The organism is Hyphomonas pacifica, assembly GCF_000682675.1.
GTDB lineage: Bacteria > Pseudomonadota > Alphaproteobacteria > Caulobacterales > Hyphomonadaceae > Hyphomonas > Hyphomonas pacifica.
This window is the reverse complement of record NZ_AWFA01000003.1, coordinates 61,585-78,744: the sequence shown is the minus strand read 5'-3', so window position 1 is coordinate 78,744 and position 17,160 is coordinate 61,585. Positions and strand designations below refer to the sequence as shown.

16 protein-coding genes and 1 other RNA gene are annotated in these 17,160 nt (G+C 57.3%); 7 read left to right on the top strand and 10 right to left on the bottom strand.

The features are described from left to right. Nucleotides 1-76 precede the first annotated feature (76 nt). Together HY2_RS17410 and HY2_RS01845 are read left to right on the top strand one after the other, a co-directional pair. Nucleotides 77-427, top strand: coding sequence for a YciI family protein (locus HY2_RS17410; RefSeq protein WP_034824170.1), 351 nt, complete (start codon nt 77-79; stop codon nt 425-427). After that, nucleotides 414-1,667 carry an RNA polymerase sigma factor gene (locus HY2_RS01845; protein WP_034824112.1) on the top strand — a complete coding sequence of 418 codons (1,254 nt, stop codon included), beginning with the start codon at nt 414-416 and terminating at the stop codon, nt 1,665-1,667. Before HY2_RS17410 ends, HY2_RS01845 begins: the two co-directional genes overlap by 14 nt. A 2-nt stretch (nt 1,668-1,669) precedes the next feature. Here the strand turns inward: HY2_RS01845 and HY2_RS01840 are convergent, their stop codons facing one another. After that, entirely contained in the window at nt 1,670-2,728 is a 1,059-nt protein-coding gene (locus HY2_RS01840; RefSeq protein ID WP_233346769.1) for a lipid A deacylase LpxR family protein, read from the bottom strand. Continuing rightward, nucleotides 2,725-3,459: a lipid A-modifier LpxR family protein gene (locus HY2_RS16560; protein WP_158534009.1), complete on the bottom strand. Its 735-nt coding sequence runs from the start codon at nt 3,457-3,459 to the stop codon at nt 2,725-2,727. The genes HY2_RS01840 and HY2_RS16560 overlap by 4 nt, the downstream gene beginning before the upstream one ends. Before the next feature lie 722 nt (nt 3,460-4,181). Between HY2_RS16560 and HY2_RS01830 the strand changes: the two genes are divergently transcribed. Continuing rightward, nucleotides 4,182-4,559, top strand: a complete 378-nt coding sequence (locus tag HY2_RS01830) for a DUF4168 domain-containing protein (protein ID WP_034824110.1) — start codon at nt 4,182-4,184, stop codon at nt 4,557-4,559. An 87-nt stretch (nt 4,560-4,646) separates the two neighbouring features. Here HY2_RS01830 and HY2_RS01825 read toward each other — a convergent pair whose 3' ends face one another. Further along, nucleotides 4,647-6,515 (bottom strand): ribonucleoside-diphosphate reductase subunit alpha, encoded by a 1,869-nt coding sequence (locus HY2_RS01825; protein ID WP_034824108.1) that lies wholly within the window; start codon nt 6,513-6,515, stop codon nt 4,647-4,649. A gap of 393 nt (nt 6,516-6,908) precedes the next feature. On the opposite strand from HY2_RS01825, the gene HY2_RS01820 reads away from it, so the two are divergent. Next, a complete protein-coding gene (locus HY2_RS01820; protein ID WP_034824106.1) occupies nt 6,909-7,424 on the top strand; it encodes an SRPBCC family protein in 516 nt (171 codons plus the stop codon). A 17-nt stretch (nt 7,425-7,441) separates the two neighbouring features. On the opposite strand, the gene ffs is transcribed toward HY2_RS01820, so the two are convergent. Beyond that, an RNA gene (gene ffs / locus HY2_RS16980) (signal recognition particle sRNA small type) lies at nt 7,442-7,533 on the bottom strand. 119 nt (nt 7,534-7,652) lie between these two features. Between ffs and HY2_RS01815 the strand changes: the two genes are divergently transcribed. Both HY2_RS01815 and HY2_RS01810 read left to right on the top strand, forming a co-directional pair. Continuing rightward, on the top strand, nt 7,653-9,734 hold the full coding sequence (locus HY2_RS01815; RefSeq protein WP_034824104.1) for an alpha/beta hydrolase family protein: 2,082 nt from the start codon (nt 7,653-7,655) through the stop codon (nt 9,732-9,734). Then, on the top strand, nt 9,718-10,146 hold the full coding sequence (locus HY2_RS01810; protein ID WP_146617186.1) for a globin: 429 nt from the start codon (nt 9,718-9,720) through the stop codon (nt 10,144-10,146). The genes HY2_RS01815 and HY2_RS01810 overlap by 17 nt, the downstream gene beginning before the upstream one ends. An 11-nt stretch (nt 10,147-10,157) precedes the next feature. Here the strand turns inward: HY2_RS01810 and HY2_RS01805 are convergent, their stop codons facing one another. The 3 genes from HY2_RS01805 to HY2_RS01795 form a co-directional block, all read right to left on the bottom strand. Further along, nucleotides 10,158-10,343: a hypothetical protein gene (locus HY2_RS01805; protein WP_034824102.1), complete on the bottom strand. Its 186-nt coding sequence runs from the start codon at nt 10,341-10,343 to the stop codon at nt 10,158-10,160. A 173-nt stretch (nt 10,344-10,516) separates the two neighbouring features. Beyond that, nucleotides 10,517-12,346, bottom strand: coding sequence for a translational GTPase TypA (gene typA / locus HY2_RS01800; protein WP_034824100.1), 1,830 nt, complete (start codon nt 12,344-12,346; stop codon nt 10,517-10,519). A gap of 108 nt (nt 12,347-12,454) precedes the next feature. Continuing rightward, a complete protein-coding gene (locus HY2_RS01795) occupies nt 12,455-14,125 on the bottom strand; it encodes a hypothetical protein (RefSeq protein WP_034824098.1) in 1,671 nt (556 codons plus the stop codon). A gap of 83 nt (nt 14,126-14,208) precedes the next feature. Here HY2_RS01795 and nudC point away from each other — a divergent pair, with 83 nt between their 5' ends. Beyond that, the gene (gene nudC / locus HY2_RS01790; protein WP_034824096.1) at nt 14,209-15,126 is read left to right on the top strand and encodes an NAD(+) diphosphatase; all 918 of its coding nucleotides are present in this window, start codon (nt 14,209-14,211) and stop codon (nt 15,124-15,126) included. 90 nt (nt 15,127-15,216) lie between these two features. Here the strand turns inward: nudC and HY2_RS17540 are convergent, their stop codons facing one another. The 3 genes from HY2_RS17540 to HY2_RS01775 form a co-directional block, all read right to left on the bottom strand. Then, nucleotides 15,217-15,519 (bottom strand): hypothetical protein, encoded by a 303-nt coding sequence (locus HY2_RS17540; protein WP_199285694.1) that lies wholly within the window; start codon nt 15,517-15,519, stop codon nt 15,217-15,219. Nucleotides 15,520-15,583: 64 nt separating this feature from the next. After that, entirely contained in the window at nt 15,584-16,153 is a 570-nt protein-coding gene (locus HY2_RS01780; protein ID WP_034824094.1) for an outer membrane beta-barrel protein, read from the bottom strand. A gap of 418 nt (nt 16,154-16,571) precedes the next feature. Beyond that, nucleotides 16,572-16,976, bottom strand: coding sequence for a YHS domain-containing (seleno)protein (locus tag HY2_RS01775; RefSeq protein ID WP_034824165.1), 405 nt, complete (start codon nt 16,974-16,976; stop codon nt 16,572-16,574). Nucleotides 16,977-17,160 lie beyond the last annotated feature (184 nt).

Below are 17,160 nucleotides of genomic sequence, written 5' to 3'. Positions count from 1 at the left end.
GGGAGAGGTCACACGTCTTCAGACTATGACACCGGATGCACCCGTGCCAAAGTTCACTCTTATGGAGACTGCAGTAATGCAATATGCCCTTTTCCTGTTCGAAGATGAATCAACTTTCTTTTCCCTGTCCGAAGACGAGCAGATGGCGATCGTGCAGGAGCACATGGCCTTTTCCGAGGAGTTGCAGGCAGCCGGCGCCTATGTCACCGGCGTGGCGCTGGAGCCCGCTGAAACAGCGCGTTGCCTGAAAGCCAAAGGCGACATTGAGGATGGCCCCTTCGCCGACACCAAGGAACAGATGGGCGGCGTATATGTCATCAATGCCGGGTCCATGGCCGAGGCAGAGGCTTGGGCACGGAAATGCCCGGTACATAAGAGCGGTGGCACGATCGAGATCCGGCCCGTGCCTGATTATGGCAACGCCTGAGCCGTCCGAAACCGACGCACGCGCAGCTGCGGAATGGGCTGCGCGAACCTGCTATGGCAAACTCATGGCGCAGCTGACGGCGCAATACTCTGACGTCACGCTTGCAGAAGACGTGCTAGCGGACGCTTTTGCCAGCGCGCTCACCACCTGGCCGGAGCGCGGCGTGCCGGAGAATCCCGAGGCCTGGCTGATGAAGGCTGCGGCGCGCAAAGCGGTCGACGCCGCCCGCAGGGCCGACACCGCCGCGCGCCATGCCCGCGCCGCACGGCCCTTGATGATGACTGCCGACATCGCGCCCTCCGAAAGAGACGGCCCCTTGAACCGGGACCGAAGGCTGGAGCTGATGTTCCTCTGCGCCCACCCGGCCATCCCGGCCCCCGCGCACACCGCCCTGATGCTGCAGACCGTGCTCGGCTTCACGGCGGAAGATATCGCAGCCGCCACGCTGGAAAGCCCGGCAGCAGTTGGCCAGCGGCTCACCCGGGCGAAACGCCTTCTGGCAAAGGGACGTATCCCTTTCGCGATACCACCAGACCATATCCGCCAGGAGCGTATCGCGGCGGTCCTGCGTGCGATCTATGCTGCCTATACGAGTGGCTGGGAAAACATTGCTGGCGGGGCAGATCCTGAGACCGGCCTTGCAACAGAGGCCGAATGGCTGATGCGCTGTCTGATTCGTCAGGTGCCGGACAATGCCGAGGCGAAGGGCCTGCTGGCGCTGATCCTGTATTGCGAAAGCCGTCGCAAGGCTCGGCAGGACAGTGCGGAACGCTACATCCCGCTAACCGATCAGGACACGGCCCTGTGGGACGAGCCCCGCATTGCCGAAGCGACAGCCCTGCTAACCGAGGCGGGGAAGATGCAGGTGCCCGGCCGCTTCCAGTTGGAGGCCGCGATACAGGCCGTGCATGCTGCCCGCAGACAGACCGGACGGACAGACTGGAGCATGATCTGCAAGCTATATGAGACACTGCAAGCCTTCACAGACTCTATGGGTGCACGGATAGGATATGCTGCCACCCTGCTGCAGCTTGGCAAGGTCGATGAGGCGACTGATCTGCTGAACGAAATGCCCCATAAACGGATCTCCCAGCACGCCCCGTTCTGGGCTGTGCGCGGACATGCCATGAAAACGGCAGGGGATAGGGATGAGGCATGCGAGAATTTTCGACACGCCGCAAACCTCACCCGCAACACGGCCACACGGGACTGGTTGCTGGCTCAAGCTTCTAAAAGATAAAATCAGTGCGCGATGCTGAGGGAGAGGGCGCCAAATTGCTGGGGGCCGTCCTGATAGGCAAATTGTTCTGTCCGGCTCACCCAAGTGAAGGCGACTTGTACATCACGATAATGAACGGCAAGCCCAGCCTGGAGGTCTCCCACAAGTGACCGGCGATCTTCAACGCGGGCAGAGTCCCGCCAGAGATTGCCATCCAGAAACATGTCGCGCGCAATGGCCCGGCCATCAACACCGATAAAGAAATAGCTGCCCCAGGGGGCTTCCCTGGTTCCTGGAATGAACTCCCCCGCCCCGGCCAGTGCGGGGCGAATGCGCGGCGGACCGAAACCGGAATCCAAATCCCAGCCAATCCGCGCCGTCATGCCTGTGTTCGCATAAGTGCGCACATTGCCGAGCGCAAAACCGGCATGACCGGCAAAATCCGCTTCCAAGCCGAAAGGAAGGTAAACTTTTTCCAATCGCTGTAGACGCTGGGCAATGATTTCGACACCCGGCTCGTCCTTCAGCTGATGGTCCCACCCCTGCGCGCCGGGAATACCGAGCATGCCGTGCCAGTTATTCTGCACGAACTCCCCGCCCGCAGACGGCCCGACAATCCCAAGATTTACCTGCAGCGTATCCTGCAGGGCTTTATCGACATCCGTTGCCGCGATGGTGGATGAGAAGGACAGCCAGCCCGCATAGGGCCGGTCCTGGGGGTTCGGCATGCTGAGGGTAATGTCTTCCGGCGTAAAGATCGCGTGGGACAGGCCAAACCCCTGGCGCAACTTGGTGCGCTCCACGTCCACCCATGGCAAGCGCGCAGCCATCCATTTCAGGCCAGGATGCACCCTGTCAGCTGCAGAGACATGCTCAATACGGACACCATTGGAGTAGTTGCGATCCGTTCCGGAGCCAAACATGTCGTTCTCGGAGGTCAATGACCATATGCTTGGCTCCCTGCGAACCACAGGCTGTTCATTTGCGTCCTGGGCCAAAGCCTCCGGCGCATTAAAAAAGGCCGCGATCATCGCGGCCAGAAGAAAGAATCGAGCCTGCATCAGCAGGTAAATACCACTCACCGGCGCATGGTGAAACTAACACCTGCGAAATCTTCAGTTTCACTGATGCTGATATTGCGATCAGAATATTTCATTTCGCGACGAATATAGCTGAGTGAAAGCTCTCCGCCTGCGCGCTGGACAGCAAAACCGGCCTGAAGGTCACCAACGGTGACCTGATCCGTCAGAGCCATATCACCAAGGCTTGGACGAAAGCCACTTTCGTCGGCGTCCCATACCAGCGCTTCACCATCGGCACCCGCGAAGATGTACCAGCCCTTGGGCTGCCCACCGCCCTTGGAAATGAGATCAAAGTTCTGACCGATACGGACTTCACCGCCGACGCGGCGAGTGAGGATTTCTCCTTCTTCCCGAACCGCGATGCGCGGGGCGACTCCGACGTCGAAGGTCAGGCCAGTGACTTCCTTGGGCGCAGAAATGGCGATCTCTGCGGCAATGTTCTTTTCAACCGCACGCGGCCGTAAAAGGCCTGCGCGCCCACGCTCGGCAGCGATCGCGACAAGGGCCGAGCTGCCAGTCCAGTCGAGGCGCGTATTGTCCGGAATGGAGAGTTGCGGAGCAGGAACGTTGTAATCAGCGGGCTGGTCCACCAGCAGGCTGGCCACAGTGGCGCTGCTTGTATCAAGTGGCACGCCGCTGAAGCGCGTAGAAGTACTGTTAAAGACATGGACAGACGGTTCGGCGCTCGGCGCCTGAAGCACACCCGTACCGAACGCGGAGGGAGCAGCCATCTGAACGCCGAGGGATGGCGGAACGGTAGGTTCTGAGCGCACTTGCTCATGGGGAGAAACGGAAGCGCAGCCCTGACAGCCCATCGTAATGACAGCAGTTGTGATTGCGAACACCATTGCTCTAACACCTCTCATGCCATGTACCAGAATGCGATCATTCTGGAATTAGGCCTTACGTTCTTTAACTTAGCATAAAGAGGGCATGCCCCCAAAACGCCAATTCGCCTGAAAAAGATTAATTCCGCCATTCTAACTCGCCTGTGTAGATTTTGTTCCAGAACCCGGAATTTCGACGCTTTTTCGCCGCAATTTCTTAAACAACCCGATCATCGAGAATTTAACCTATTGAAAAATATAGGAGAACTCACATAACCGCAGACGCGGGACTCCTTAATCTCTCTTCTCCAGCACATCCAGTTTAGAAAAAACTTTCCCTACTTCCAAGATAGAGCACGGCAATGAAAAATGGAATCTCTTTCTCACGCCTGGACCGAACTGGATTTTTTATCTCACTGGAGCGGAACGGACCGGCTGCTGAAGTGGTATGCGGGGCACACTGATTTTTCCCGCAAATGCAACGTATTATGCTCCTTGTCCTGAACATTACGCGAATTTCACGAATTATTGTTAAATTACAAGGCGTTAATTCCGTTCCCCCGGCGGTTGCCCTATGCGTCGGCACATGTTTGCCTCTGCTAAGGCAACCTAAAAAGGAGACCTGAATGGCCCTCAAGACCACCCTCACCCGCACAGGCGCTGCCGTGGCAGCCATCGCCCTGATGACCAGTGGAGCCGCCTTCGCGCAAGCCCCACAGGCCCCGGCTGCACAAACTCAGGCTGAGCCCGTCACAGAGGCAGAGATCACGAAGTTCGCTGCCGCCAACAAACAGGTGAACACGATCATCACCAAGATGAGTTCCGAACTCGAATCCGCTCCAGATGCCTCCAAGGCCAGCGAGATCCAGACCAGTTATCAGCAGAAGATTGAAAGCGCGATCACGCAGGAAGGCCTGACGACAAATCGCTACACAGAAATTGTCCAGATGGCGCAGGCTGATCCGGCCCTTACCAACAAGATCATTGCGGAAATGGAAGGCTAGCCCCCTCTCCCCTCCTTTCCTCCCAGAAGAAAGCCCCCATCGCCTGAGTGATGGGGGCTTTTTTGTCTGTGTCAGAGAACCGGCCGCCTATTGGCAGGCAAGGCACTCATCATAATCGGTGTTTGGGGTTTCCATATGGTTGATCTCAGCCTTCTCGGAGCCCGCAAAAGCCGCGCGCTGAACCGATTTGGAGCGGCAGTAATAGAGCGACTTCAGGCCCTTTTCCCATGCCGTCCAGTGTAGCATGTGCAGGTCCCACTTGGCGATGTCGCCCGGCAGGAACAGGTTCAGGGACTGCGACTGGCAGATATAGGGGGTGCGGTCTGCTGCCAGTTCGATGATCCAGCGCTGGTCAATCTCGAAGGCCGTTTTGAAGACAGACTTTTCATGCTCGTCCAGGCAATCCAGATGCTGGACAGACCCTTCATGCTCCAGGATCGAGACCCAGACCTCGTCCGTATTCTTGCCCTTGCTCTCCAGAAGCTTTTCCAGCTGCTGGTTCTTCACGGTGAAGGAGCCGGACAGGGTTTTGTGAGTATAGACGTTGGCCGGGATCGGCTCGATGCCGGCAGAGGTGCCGCCGCAGATGATGGAGATGGAGGCTGTCGGGGCCACAGCCATTTTGTGGCTGAAGCGGGCCATCATGCCGACATCACGTGCGTCTTCACAGGGCCCACGCTCCTTGGCGAGCTTGACCGACGCTGCATCGGCGCCCTGACGAATGTGCTTGAACATCTTCTCGTTCCACACCTTCGACATCGCGCTTTCCATCGGCACGTTCATGGTCTGCAGGAAGGAGTGGAAGCCCATCAGGCCGAGACCAACCGAGCGTTCGCGCTTAGCGGAATAGACGGCGCGAGCCATTTCCGGCGGCGCGCGCTCGATAAAGTCTTCCAGAACATTGTCGAGGAAGCGGAAGATGTCCTCCAGGAAGGTCTCGTCCTTGGACCATTCCAGATACTTCTCGGCATTGACCGAAGACAGGCAGCACACAGCCGTACGGTCCTGGCCGACATGATCGATGCCGGTCGGCAGCGTGATTTCAGAGCAGAGATTGGATTGCGTGACCTTCAGGCCCAGCTTGCGCTGGTGCGCAGGCATGGCGTTGTTCACCGTATCGGTGAACAACAGATAGGGCTCGCCTGTCTGCATGCGCAGCTCCAGAATCTTTTGCCACAGCTTGCGGGCATTGATCGTGCGGATGACTTCGCCGCTCTTCGGGCTGATGAGGCCGTAATCCTCATCATTTTTCACCGCTTCCATGAAGTCGTCGGTGATGTTGATGCCGTGGTGCAGGTTCAGAGATTTCCGGTTGAAGTCACCGGACGCCTTACGGATTTCGAGAAACTCTTCGATTTCCGGGTGGTGCACATCAATGTAGCACGCAGCCGAGCCGCGGCGCAGAGACCCCTGCGAGATGGCCAGCGTCAGGGAGTCCATCACGCGGATGAACGGAATGATGCCGGACGTCTGGCCGTTCTGGCCGACCTTCTCACCAATGGATCGGACATTGCCCCAATAGGTGCCGATGCCGCCGCCATTGGAAGCGAGCCAGACATTCTCGGTCCAGGTCTCGACGATATCGTCCAGCGAGTCCCCAACCTGATTGAGGAAGCAGGAAATCGGCAGGCCGCGCGCCGCGCCGCCATTCGACAGAACAGGCGTCGCCGGCATGAACCACAGCTTCGACATATAGTCGTACAGGCGTTGAGCGTGTTCATTGTCGTCGGCAAAGGCCAGCGAAACGCGCGCAAACATGTCCTGATAGGACTCGCCGGGCAGCAGATAACGGTCCTGAAGCGTTTTCTTGCCGAACTCCGTCAAAAGGGAATCGCGAGAGGGATCCAGCTGAATCGGGGCGCCTTCCACAACGCGAAGCAGAGTCTCACTACCCGCCTTGGGTTTGCCTTTGCGCGGCGCGGCTTTAGACACAGATTTAGCCTCGGTTGCAGACATGAGAGCAGCCCTCCAAATTCCTTGAAAATATAGGCCCGGGAGCCCCAGAAAGCCAGATATGGCCTTCAACCCCGTTCCTGACACTAGATATAGTGTCTGAAGGTTAATAACCGGTCAACGGGCCAAGTCTCAAAAACGTCAAAAATGGCGTGGAATTCCCGTTAACAAATACCTAACACACACCCCGATTGCCCGCCAGTATTGGCCTTTGAGAAGCTGTGCAAAACTGCATCAAAACGCAGTCGGCAGCACACCCGCCTGAGGGGAGTAGGAAGGGATTCCGTTAACGCAAGATAACTGCGTCCTGGAAGATTCGAAAAGCCATCTCAGATGATCCCTAACCAGGACGGTGCATCCTGCAGGTCAACCCCTTTGGCTGAACGGGAGGGCCCCATGCTGAACTGGCTAAAGAATCAGGCTCATACGAAATGGGCCGACGTGCCCGCCTCGCAGGATGGCGAGACCCTCATTCACGCTTCGGCGCAGGAGATCTACGAAAAACTGGACTTCGCCTCCCCTGCCAATGCCTTGCGCGAGCGGGGGTTCAAGTTCGGCCCGGGCAATCCAGCCTATCGCATCTACGAGCTGACCGATCCCGATATTCCGGAAAGCCGCCTTGTCTTTGAAGTAACCGAAGCCGACCCTCAAAAGCACTATGCCTATCGTGTGCTGCGTTATGTGGAAGGCAACGACTCCCCCGTCAGCGAAGCCGAGCGCGAATACACAATCGAGCCAGCCCCGGACGGCGGCCACTTCCTGCACCTTAAGGAAACCAGCATGCTGGAAGAGAATGTGCACCGCGACGAATATGTGCTCGCGCGCGCGCAGCTGAATTTCCGCGTGTTCCGCAATCTGGCACGCCTGAAGCTGCACGTGGAGCTTGGCGCCAACGCAGCGTCGTTCAAATAGCGATTTTGGAATAAGGCGGAGACAGGCGAGCGACCCGGGCGGAAAACTCGTTAGGGCTGCTCCGTTCCCGGCCTGACCCGGTTGGCGAGCGGCCCGTCCGCCACCTGCCTCCTGCGCGCTATATGCGCGTCATAGCCCTCGGGTGCAAGGGCCTGTAGCGGCCCGTAAACAGCTATTGCGTCTTTCCCTCACATGCTAGCCTTCGAAAAAGGCTATGGAGGGACACTCATGACCAAACACTTTCTTGTACTTGCAGGCCTGACGGCCGCGTTTGCCATGGGCGCTGCCCTGGCCAAGGAGGACGACGCGCCCTCCAAACGCTTCACGGCTGAGCGCATTTTCGACATGGAATACGCCACAGGACCGCAAGTCTCTCCGGACGGGCGTACCATTGTGTATGTTCGCCATTCCATGGACAAGATGACCGACCGCGACACGGGTCATCTCTGGACCATAGATTTGGAAACAGACGCGCACCGACCCTTGCTGGGCGCAGGTTCCGGTGCAGGCGCTCCGCGCTGGTCTCCGGACGGATCACGCCTGCTCTACACAACGGCCACTGACGGCAAGCCCGAGCTACGCGTCATGTACATGGATACCGGGCTGACCTATTCCCTGTCGCAATTCCCGAAGCCACCAGGCGCTGCGACCTGGTCTCCGGATGGCAAGTCCATCGCTTTCACCATGTTCGTGCCCGGCGAAAAGCCCGGCTTTGCGAAGCCGCTAACACCGCCTGAAGGCGCAAAATGGGCAGACCCAGTCAAGGTGATCGACGATCTGACGTTCCGCTTTGATGGCGCGGGCTATCTGGAAGATGGCGCGACGCAGGTGTTCGTCGTGCCGGCAGATGGCGGCACGCCAAGGCAGGTGACTTATGGCGACGCTGATATTGGCCAGCCTGCCTGGCTGGACAATAACACGCTGCTGGTCAGCGGGAACACGGCCGAAGACCGGGACGATGATCCGAACGAATCCGAAATCTATGCAGTGAAGCTATCTGACCTCTCGATTCGTCCCCTGACGGATCGCAACGGCCCGGACTATTCGCCCACCCCTTCCCCGGACGGCAAGACGATTGCCTATCTTGGCTATGATGACGAATTGAAAGCCTATCAGCAGAATCATCTTTATGTGATGGATGGTGATGGCAGAAATTCGCGGGAGCTGGCCGCGGACTTTGCAGGCTCGCCCAGCAATATGTCCTGGTCTGACGATGGCAAGACGCTCTACTTCCTGTTCGAGGAGCATGGCGTTCTCAGCGTGAGTTCCGTGGATTTGAGAGGTCGCATTTCTGAAGTGGTGACCGGCCTTGGCGGCGCCTCCATCGGGCGGCCCTATGCCGATGGCAGCTATTCTGTTGGGGGCTCTGGACGCCACGCAAAAATCGCCTACACGGCCGGCTTCACAGACCGGCCTGCGGAGGTGGCCGTTGTGGGCACAAACGGCAAGAACGCAAAAGTTCTGACCGATCTGAATGCTGACGTTCTGCCCTATCTGGACATGGCGCGCATTGAAGAATTGAAAATCACCTCCAGCCATGACGGCCAGGAAATCGAAGCCTGGGTGGCCTTGCCGCCGGACTTCAAGGCCGATGGAAGCTTCCCGCTGATCCTGGAAATCCATGGCGGACCGTTTGCAATGTACGGGCCTTTCTTTGCTAGTGAAATCCAGCGCTACGCGGCCGAAGGCTATGTCACGGTCTATGTGAATCCGCGCGGGTCTACCGGCTACGGAGAAGCCTTCGCGCAGGAAATCGACCTTGCCTATCCGGGCCATGACTATGACGACCTGATGAGTGTCGTGGATGATCTGGTGGCGCGCAATTATGCGGACCCACAGCGTCTGTTCGTAACAGGCGGCTCTGGCGGCGGTATCCTGACGGCTTGGATCGTGACAAAGACGGATCGCTTTGCGGCGGCCGCTGCAGTGAAGCCGGTCATCAACTGGATGACGATGGCCCTATCTGCCGATATCGGCCAGTTTGTGCGCAAATACTGGGTACGCGAAGACCCGTGGTCGAACCCTGAAGCATTCCTTGAGCGCTCCCCGATCAGCTATGTCGACAAGGTTGTGACACCGACGCTCGTCATGGTGGGCGAGGAAGACTGGCGCACCCCCGCTTGGGAGGCAGAGCAATTCTATACCGGCCTCAAAATGAATGGCGTGGACACGGCCTATATTCGCGTACCGGACTCGCCTCACCACATCGCGGGACGGCCCAGCCTGCTGATCGCGAAGACAGACAACATCATGGGCTGGTTTGCCAAATATGATCCTGCCAAACAGGGGAAGAATGATGACACAGAGTAAAGCGGCTGCCAGCGTCAATCCAATTGAATTGGCGCTGGCACAGCTTGCCGAGACGCAGGGAGACCCGACAGACCAGATCTATGCGCTTCTGTTTCAGAAGTATCCCGAAATGGAAGCGGTATTTGATATGGACAGAGATGGCGGTGTGCGGGGGTCCATGCTCTCACAGGCGTTTGAGTGTCTGATGGATCTGGCCGGGACAGGCCAATTGGCGGAAACGGTTATCCGTGCAGAGCGGATGAATCATGATGCTTATGATGTGCCAGCCGGCATGTTTGAAGTCTTCTTCAGCATCATCCGGGATGTGACGCGAGACGCGCTTGGTCCGTCATGGACAGAAGACATGAATATGGCTTGGACACAGGTATTGGAGAAAGCCGACCAACTGTCGGCTCCCTCCCTGGTAACCTGATACCTCAGACATTATTCGCTGGTCTGGGTTTCATCCTTCTGGCGCGTCTTGCCGACACCCGTGATGATGCCAATACCGACCAGCACAATTGCGCCAACGCCAATCCAGACAGGCGGCGCGCCGACCAGGAATGCGGCATAGGCGAGACCTGCAATGAGAACAATGAAACCAATAATATACAAGCCAAACGAGGACATGAGGGATCTCCAAATCTGATACGGAACTGACATTCAAACGTTCAGGGCCCTAAGCGGTTCCCACCAGGGCATTCCTCCAGATACGAAGAAGGGCTCCCCGCCATCGGCAGGAAGCCCGCTATTTTGTCTTCTGACAGAAACATGTGCTTACCTCTTAGCGAGGCAAGGGCAGCCTATGCGTCAGATTTCTTTGCTGCGCGCTTACGCTCATGCGGGTCGAGGTAGATCTTGCGCAGACGGATGTTTTCCGGCGTCACTTCAACCAGTTCATCATCGGCAATATAGGCCAGCGATTTTTCCAGCGTCATCTGAAGCGGCGGCGTGAGGCGCACAGCCTCATCGGAGCCTGACGCGCGCATGTTGGTCAGCTTCTTGCCCTTCAGCACGTTCACTTCAAGGTCATTGTCGCGGGTATGCTCGCCAATGATCATGCCCCCATACACCTTATCGCCCGGATGGATCATCATCGGACCCCGATCTTCCAGATTCCAAAGCGCGAAGGCAACCGCCTCGCCCTGCTCCATGGCGATCAGCACGCCCGTGTGACGGCCCTGGATACGGCCCTTGTGCGGAGCATATTCGTGGAAAACCCGGTTCATGATGGCTGTGCCACGCGTATCAGAGAGCAGCTCGCCCTGATAGCCGATCAGGCCGCGTGTCGGCGCATGGAAAATCATCCGTGTACGTCCAGAACCGGAGGGGCGCATATCCAGCATATCGGCTTTACGCTCTGAGAGTTTCTGCACAACGATACCGGAATGTTCGTCATCCACGTCGATGACGACTTCCTCGATCGGTTCGAGCTTCTCGCCATTCTCGCCTTCTTGCATCACAACCTGCGGACGCGAGACGCCGAGCTCAAAGCCTTCCCGGCGCATGGTCTCGATCAGAACAGCCAGCTGAAGCTCGCCGCGGCCGGAGACGGTGAAGGCCTCGGCATCAGATGCACGCTCCACTTTCAGCGCAACATTGCCTTCAGCCTCTTTCAGCAGGCGATCCCATATCATCCGGCTGGTGACTTTCGTGCCTTCCGTACCGGCGAGCGGGGAGTCGTTCACGCGGAAGGTCATGGAGATGGTCGGGGGGTCGATCGGCTGGGCTTCGATCGGTTCGCTAACGGACGGGTCACAGAAGGTGTCGGCCACGTTGGCCTTGGTCGTACCCGCCAGCGAAACAATGTCGCCTGCCTGAGCCTCTTCGACCGGAACGCGCTCAAGACCGCGGAAGGCCAGAACCTTGGAAACGCGGGTCTGCTCGACCAGTTCGCCCTCACGGTTCAGCACCTTGATGGTTTGGTTCGGCTTGATCGTGCCGGATGCAACGCGGCCCGTCAGGATACGGCCGAGGAACGGGTCAGACGAAATGGTTGTTGCGAGGAAGCGGAACGGGCCCTCTTCCACTTTCGGAACCGGCACATGGTCCACGACCAGTTGGAACAGGGAATCCATATTCTCGGTCGGGCTTTCATAATTAGAGCCCATCCAGCCCTGCTTGGCAGAGCCATAGAGGATCGGGAAGTCGAGTTGCTCATCGGTCGCGTCGAGGTTCGCAAAGAGGTCAAACACCTCATTGATCACTTCGTCAGGACGGCGCTCCGGCTTGTCGATCTTGTTGACGGCCACAATCGGCTTCAGGCCGACCTTGAGGGCCTTTGAAACCACGAATTTGGTCTGTGGCATCGGGCCTTCAGCCGCGTCCACCAGAACGATGGCGCCGTCCACCATGTGCAGAATACGCTCAACCTCGCCGCCGAAATCGGCGTGTCCGGGCGTATCAACGATATTGATGCGGTGGCCATTCCACTCAACTGACGTGGTTTTGGCCAGAATGGTGATGCCACGCTCTTTTTCGAGATCGTTGGAATCCATCATCCGCTCAGCAGTCTTCTCGTTTTCGCGGAAAGTGCCGGACTGTTTCAGCAATTCGTCAACAAGCGTGGTCTTGCCGTGGTCAACGTGGGCAATGATCGCAATGTTGCGCATTTTCTCGATAGGCGTGGACATATGGGTAGTGCTTTCGGGAGGGAGGGCTGTTTTGTCGCGCACATACACGCGCCCGCAAGGCTTGGCTATGCCTTGTTGACAGACTTTTCCTGTGCCCCTCCCCCGCGCCTAGAGTGGCGGCAATGTCCCAGCAGACCGTACATCGTACAGTTCGGGCAGGGCTGCCAGGCCTTCAGGACAGTCCAACGGCTCCAGCGCGGGGCCATCTGGGCGCGTAAGCACCAGCGGCTCACCTGCCTGACACGCTTCCCGGGCGGCAAAGTAAGCGGCCACAGGGGTTTTCAGCAGATCATGCCCGTTCAGTCTGGATACAAGCGGGTCTCCGGCCAGGGCATCGCCGCAGCGCTGCGCCGTTTCGAGGGCAAAGCCTTCCTGCGTCTGGGTGAAGCCATATCCGCCTTCGCAATAGCCGATGAGCAAATCGCGCAACACTCTTACGGACAGCGTCGTTTCATAAGGTGTCTCACTTTCCGGCGTCAGCGGCACGATATCGGCGCCCAGCGCAACCAGATCCGCGACAAGGGCCGCACGATTTTCCGGCGTCAGGCCTTTATTGAACAAATTCATGATGTCCGAAAACGGCGTGCCACCATCTGCCTCAGCGGCCGTCACGAATGTCGCGCTGTCATAGACACGCTCGTCTCCGGCGGCATCGTAAACATCTTTCCAGACACCAAGCACATTCTTGCCGGTATGTTTCAATGCAGATAGCTCTGCCGCCAGATGCACGACATGACCGCAGCGATAGGGTGTCTGCCCCCGGCTTGCGATTTCAGTACCGCGAATGGAATGATCACCAAGCTGCAGGATGCAACCATTCAGCGCCTTCTGAACAGCGGCATTGAAGGTGGCGTCATCCATCCAGAGGCGGTTGGCGATATACTCCGCCGCGCCTTCATGCACCCAGGATTGTTCGGAATTTTCAGAAGACTCGAACAGTGTGCCATTCCAGACATGGATGGCTTCATGCAGAGATGTGTTGCGCAGATGATCTGTAAATTCAGATGTATCGCCGCTCAGATCCATGCCGCGCAAATGGAAGGTGATGACTTCTTCGAGCACGCCGCCTTTCCAGGACTGGCCATGCCAGTTCTGGTCATAGGTAATGATCACGGCCGGCGGAATTTCAGGCGCGTATCCCCAGGCATCCGTCAGCTTGGTAACGGCATTCTCGAGATTGCCGGAAATGTCATTTCTGATCGCATCCGGAATTTCAGGCCCCGCAATCAGAATGCCGCCTTCCATAGATAGGTTTTCAGCCGGGCCAATATAAAAAATACCAAGCGTATTGCCGTCGCGAGGCTCATTTGGTGACGTAATCTCGCCTTCCCCATAAATCACATTGCTTTCCGGCAGGCCATCGAAACGGACCTCAAAGTCTCCCTCTGCCGGGGCCAGAGTGTTGGCGAAGATTACCCAGCCACCCTTCCCCACTTTGGAGACCGGCACATAATAGCGATCATAGAACATGGAAGCCGCCGGAAGCGTGAAGGAGAATTCCTGGAAAGCCGATCCGTCTTCACGGGACAGCGTCTGGCCATCGAATACCCAGCCCTCGCCTGCCGGCGTCCAGTCAGACTCCCTCTGGCTGACCGGCATGTCGTCTTCATTGAAGGAAAACTCCGTGGCAGCTTTCGGCAACTGCCAGGTTGCGAGGATGCGCTCCTCCTCCGGAGACAGCGTTACTGTCAGCTGCTCAACGCCCTCTGGTACAACGGGCTGGGGCTTTGAGCAGGCTGCCGCAAAAGCGAGTATCAGGAACAGGGCAAGGCGGATCATGAAGCATTCCTTCTTTACGCACGGCACGTTTACAAACTGCTTCAGTCGCGGCAAGTCACCATGACATCAAAGAGGATCGCCACATGACCAATTCGAACGACATGCCACTGGCCGCAAGACCGATCGACCGCGCGGCCCACAGGCGCTGCGACGGTGGCTGGCTGGACGCTGCGTTCCAGCGCGATGACGTTCTGATCGTGATGATGCGCAACGGAGACCCATTTGTCAGCGCCGAAGGCGGGCTTGTCTGGATGGGGCCGGAAGTCGAAAAGATTTCTCCTGGTTCTCCACGTCTTTTTCTCGGTGAAGACACAAGCGGTGCCCCCGTCTTCGCCATCAATCTGCCCTCCAAATTTGATGTCGATAATTCGCCTGTTGCGGGAGTTGGGGGTTTCGTTGAATTTCGCGCGGCCGCTGCCCGCATGAGTGATCTGGATGCCAATTGTGCGTCTACCGCGCGCAGTCTTTTCATGTGGCACACGTCTCACGCCTTCTGTGCCAAATGTGGCGCGCAGACCGCTCTTGTTGAGGCCGGCTGGAAACGTGAATGCCCCGCTTGCGGAACGGAACATTTTCCGCGAACTGATCCCGTCGCGATCATGCTGGCCGTGAAGGGCGATAAATGCCTGGTCGGGCGTCAGGCAAATTGGCCCGCTGGCTTTGTTTCCTGTCTGGCCGGTTTCTGTGAACCTGGCGAAACCATCGAACAGGCGGCGGCACGGGAGATTCTTGAAGAAGCCGGCATTCACTGTGATCCGGCCCGTGCAGAATACATTGCCTGCCAGCCCTGGCCCTTCCCTTCTTCGCTGATGGTCGGACTGATCCTGGAAGCGGAAACCGAAGAGGTGACCGTGGATGAAAAGGAACTGGAGTCTGCAGAATGGATATCACGCGAGGATTTGAAAAAAATGCTGGCCGGGGCGCATGAGCGTTTCTATTGCCCGCCCAAAACCGCTATCGCGCACCATCTATTGAAGGAATGGGCTGAGCGCACGGATTAACCGTACACGGATCCGGGTCTTCCGCCTCCCCTCATACGCGAAAAATAAGAGTTGATTTTTCCAGAATCATTCTATTCTGGCACTTGCCATTTACAGGAGACCCGACATGGCAACTGCAACAAAGAAAAAGCCGGCAGCAAAACCGGCCGCAAAAAAGACCGCAGCCAAGAAACCGGCAACAAAGCCGGCTGCCAAGGCCGCCCCTAAAGCTGCGGCGAAACCCGCAGCCAAGAAACCAGCCGCGAAAAAGCCTGTAGCCAAAAAACCTGCAGCGAAGCCGGCCGCCAAGAAAGCCGCAGCGCCGAAAGCCGCCGCTGCCGCAGTAAAAAAACCTGCAGCCAAGACGGCCAAGCCAGCCGCAAAAAAGCCAGCAGCGAAAAAGCCTGCCGCCAAGAAAAAGTAAGCTTGCGGACAGAGTGTATGGGAACGGGCGGGATATCCCGCCCGTTTTTTATTGTCAGAACTTTTTCTTGATGCCGACTTTCAGCGTATCGAACTCCGTGTCGGTGTCGATACCATCATAATAAGTGTAACCCGCATCAACCGTTAGATCTTTGGTCAGGGCGTATTCCGCACCAACCTCACCGGCGATCGCATACCCGTTATCCATGTTCCGGAAACCTCGGGCAGAGACGTCGCTGGCAGGCTGCACCCACCCCTTGGTCTGGAATTCATAATTCGAGACGCCCAGTTTGCCGGTCAGGTTCAGACGCTCGGCAATAGGAACACGGGCGACGCCCATGAGGTCAATACGGTGATTAAGGCTCGTCTTGGCGGCATAGTTGCCGTAGTTGACACTGTCATCGCCAATACCCGTGGCTGCTGTGACTTCCGCCCCAAAGCTCTTGTTGAGATTCATACCACCCGTAATGGACAGGGTATCAAGCTCGCGGTCGTTGATGGCATCATTATCCACAACAAGGTATTCATACCCCACGCCGCCATACCAGCCCCTACCGTCCGTAGACTGAGCCAGAGCCATTGGCGCAGCGAGCGCCCCGGCTGCAACGAGATAAACATACTTCATAAAATCACCTTTTCGGCAGTTGAAGAAGCCTTCACTCCTAGGACAGCGCATCAGCCGGACGGTAGTTAAATGCACGTCATGACATCCTTTTAAGGCAGCACCCTCCAATAGCGATTGCTCATCCTTAGGCTGATAATAATCACTACAACAAAGAAGCCCCCCCCCCAGAGAGAGCAAGCAGTATGGGCGCCCATTTATCCAGGAGGTTTCACTTCCTGAAGTATCCAGCATACAGAATACATCAGGAATGTGGCGAAGTTCCCTGCGGTCTGTTTACCCGCCCCAAACAAAGCGTCGCGCTTAGTGGTAACTTCGTCAGCTTTCAAAGTATTGAATTTCCTGGCATAATGCATGCCAGAGACTGAAGCCACGCGGACATCATCCTCCGCCTGGAAATTAATAAATATGGCGCAGCGACTTATTGGTTAATATCGCGCCACGCCTGGTCTGCGCGCTCAATGAAGGCCACCTCACCCGCTCCCCACTTCTTCTGGATGGCAGAATTATAGTTCAGATAGAGTTTGCCATCGACAATCTTCCAGAACCGCGCGTCTCCCTTGGCATGTTTGCCATCAGCCATCGCCCATGCGCAGTACCCGCCATATTGCGGCACATAGCGTTCCGGATCAGCCAGGAAGGTCTCACGATGCGACGCGCTGCTGAATTTGAACTCGGCCCCCATATATTCAGTCGTGTACTCATCTGATCCCTTTACGGGCTTTCCATCGGTAAAATAGGCGACAGGATCATACCCCTGCAGCGCCGTATCGGAGAAGAGTCCCGTATAGACCGGGGGCTCTGCCCTTGCAGCAGGTGCCACCATTAGAACTGGCGCTGATGCCAACAGGGCTGTAACCAACATGCTATGAAGCTTCATGGAGTGTTCCTTTCAGGAGGGCAGCCCTTATGGCCAGACGGGGTACAGCCTCCCACACGCCCGCTCTTATGACAAAGCAAGCCCGTGTAAGCGTGGCCCACATTTGCGTGAAGACACGCCCGCCCATAGA

Coding starts and splice junctions, on each gene's coding strand:
- HY2_RS01810 (WP_146617186.1), top strand. CDS start 9,718: ATGATGACACAGAGTAAAGCGGCTGCCAGCGTCAATCCAATTGAATTG.
- typA (WP_034824100.1), bottom strand. CDS start 12,346: ATGTCCACGCCTATCGAGAAAATGCGCAACATTGCGATCATTGCCCAC.
- HY2_RS16560 (WP_158534009.1), bottom strand. CDS start 3,459: ATGGCTGCTCCCTCCGCGTTCGGTACGGGTGTGCTTCAGGCGCCGAGC.
- HY2_RS01815 (WP_034824104.1), top strand. CDS start 7,653: ATGACCAAACACTTTCTTGTACTTGCAGGCCTGACGGCCGCGTTTGCC.
- HY2_RS01780 (WP_034824094.1), bottom strand. CDS start 16,153: ATGAAGTATGTTTATCTCGTTGCAGCCGGGGCGCTCGCTGCGCCAATG.
- HY2_RS01820 (WP_034824106.1), top strand. CDS start 6,909: ATGCTGAACTGGCTAAAGAATCAGGCTCATACGAAATGGGCCGACGTG.
- HY2_RS01845 (WP_034824112.1), top strand. CDS start 414: ATGGCAACGCCTGAGCCGTCCGAAACCGACGCACGCGCAGCTGCGGAA.
- HY2_RS01805 (WP_034824102.1), bottom strand. CDS start 10,343: ATGTCCTCGTTTGGCTTGTATATTATTGGTTTCATTGTTCTCATTGCA.
- HY2_RS01830 (WP_034824110.1), top strand. CDS start 4,182: ATGGCCCTCAAGACCACCCTCACCCGCACAGGCGCTGCCGTGGCAGCC.
- nudC (WP_034824096.1), top strand. CDS start 14,209: ATGACCAATTCGAACGACATGCCACTGGCCGCAAGACCGATCGACCGC.
- HY2_RS17410 (WP_034824170.1), top strand. CDS start 77: ATGCAATATGCCCTTTTCCTGTTCGAAGATGAATCAACTTTCTTTTCC.
- HY2_RS01795 (WP_034824098.1), bottom strand. CDS start 14,125: ATGATCCGCCTTGCCCTGTTCCTGATACTCGCTTTTGCGGCAGCCTGC.
- HY2_RS01825 (WP_034824108.1), bottom strand. CDS start 6,515: ATGTCTGCAACCGAGGCTAAATCTGTGTCTAAAGCCGCGCCGCGCAAA.
- HY2_RS01775 (WP_034824165.1), bottom strand. CDS start 16,976: ATGGTGGCACCTGCTGCAAGGGCAGAGCCCCCGGTCTATACGGGACTC.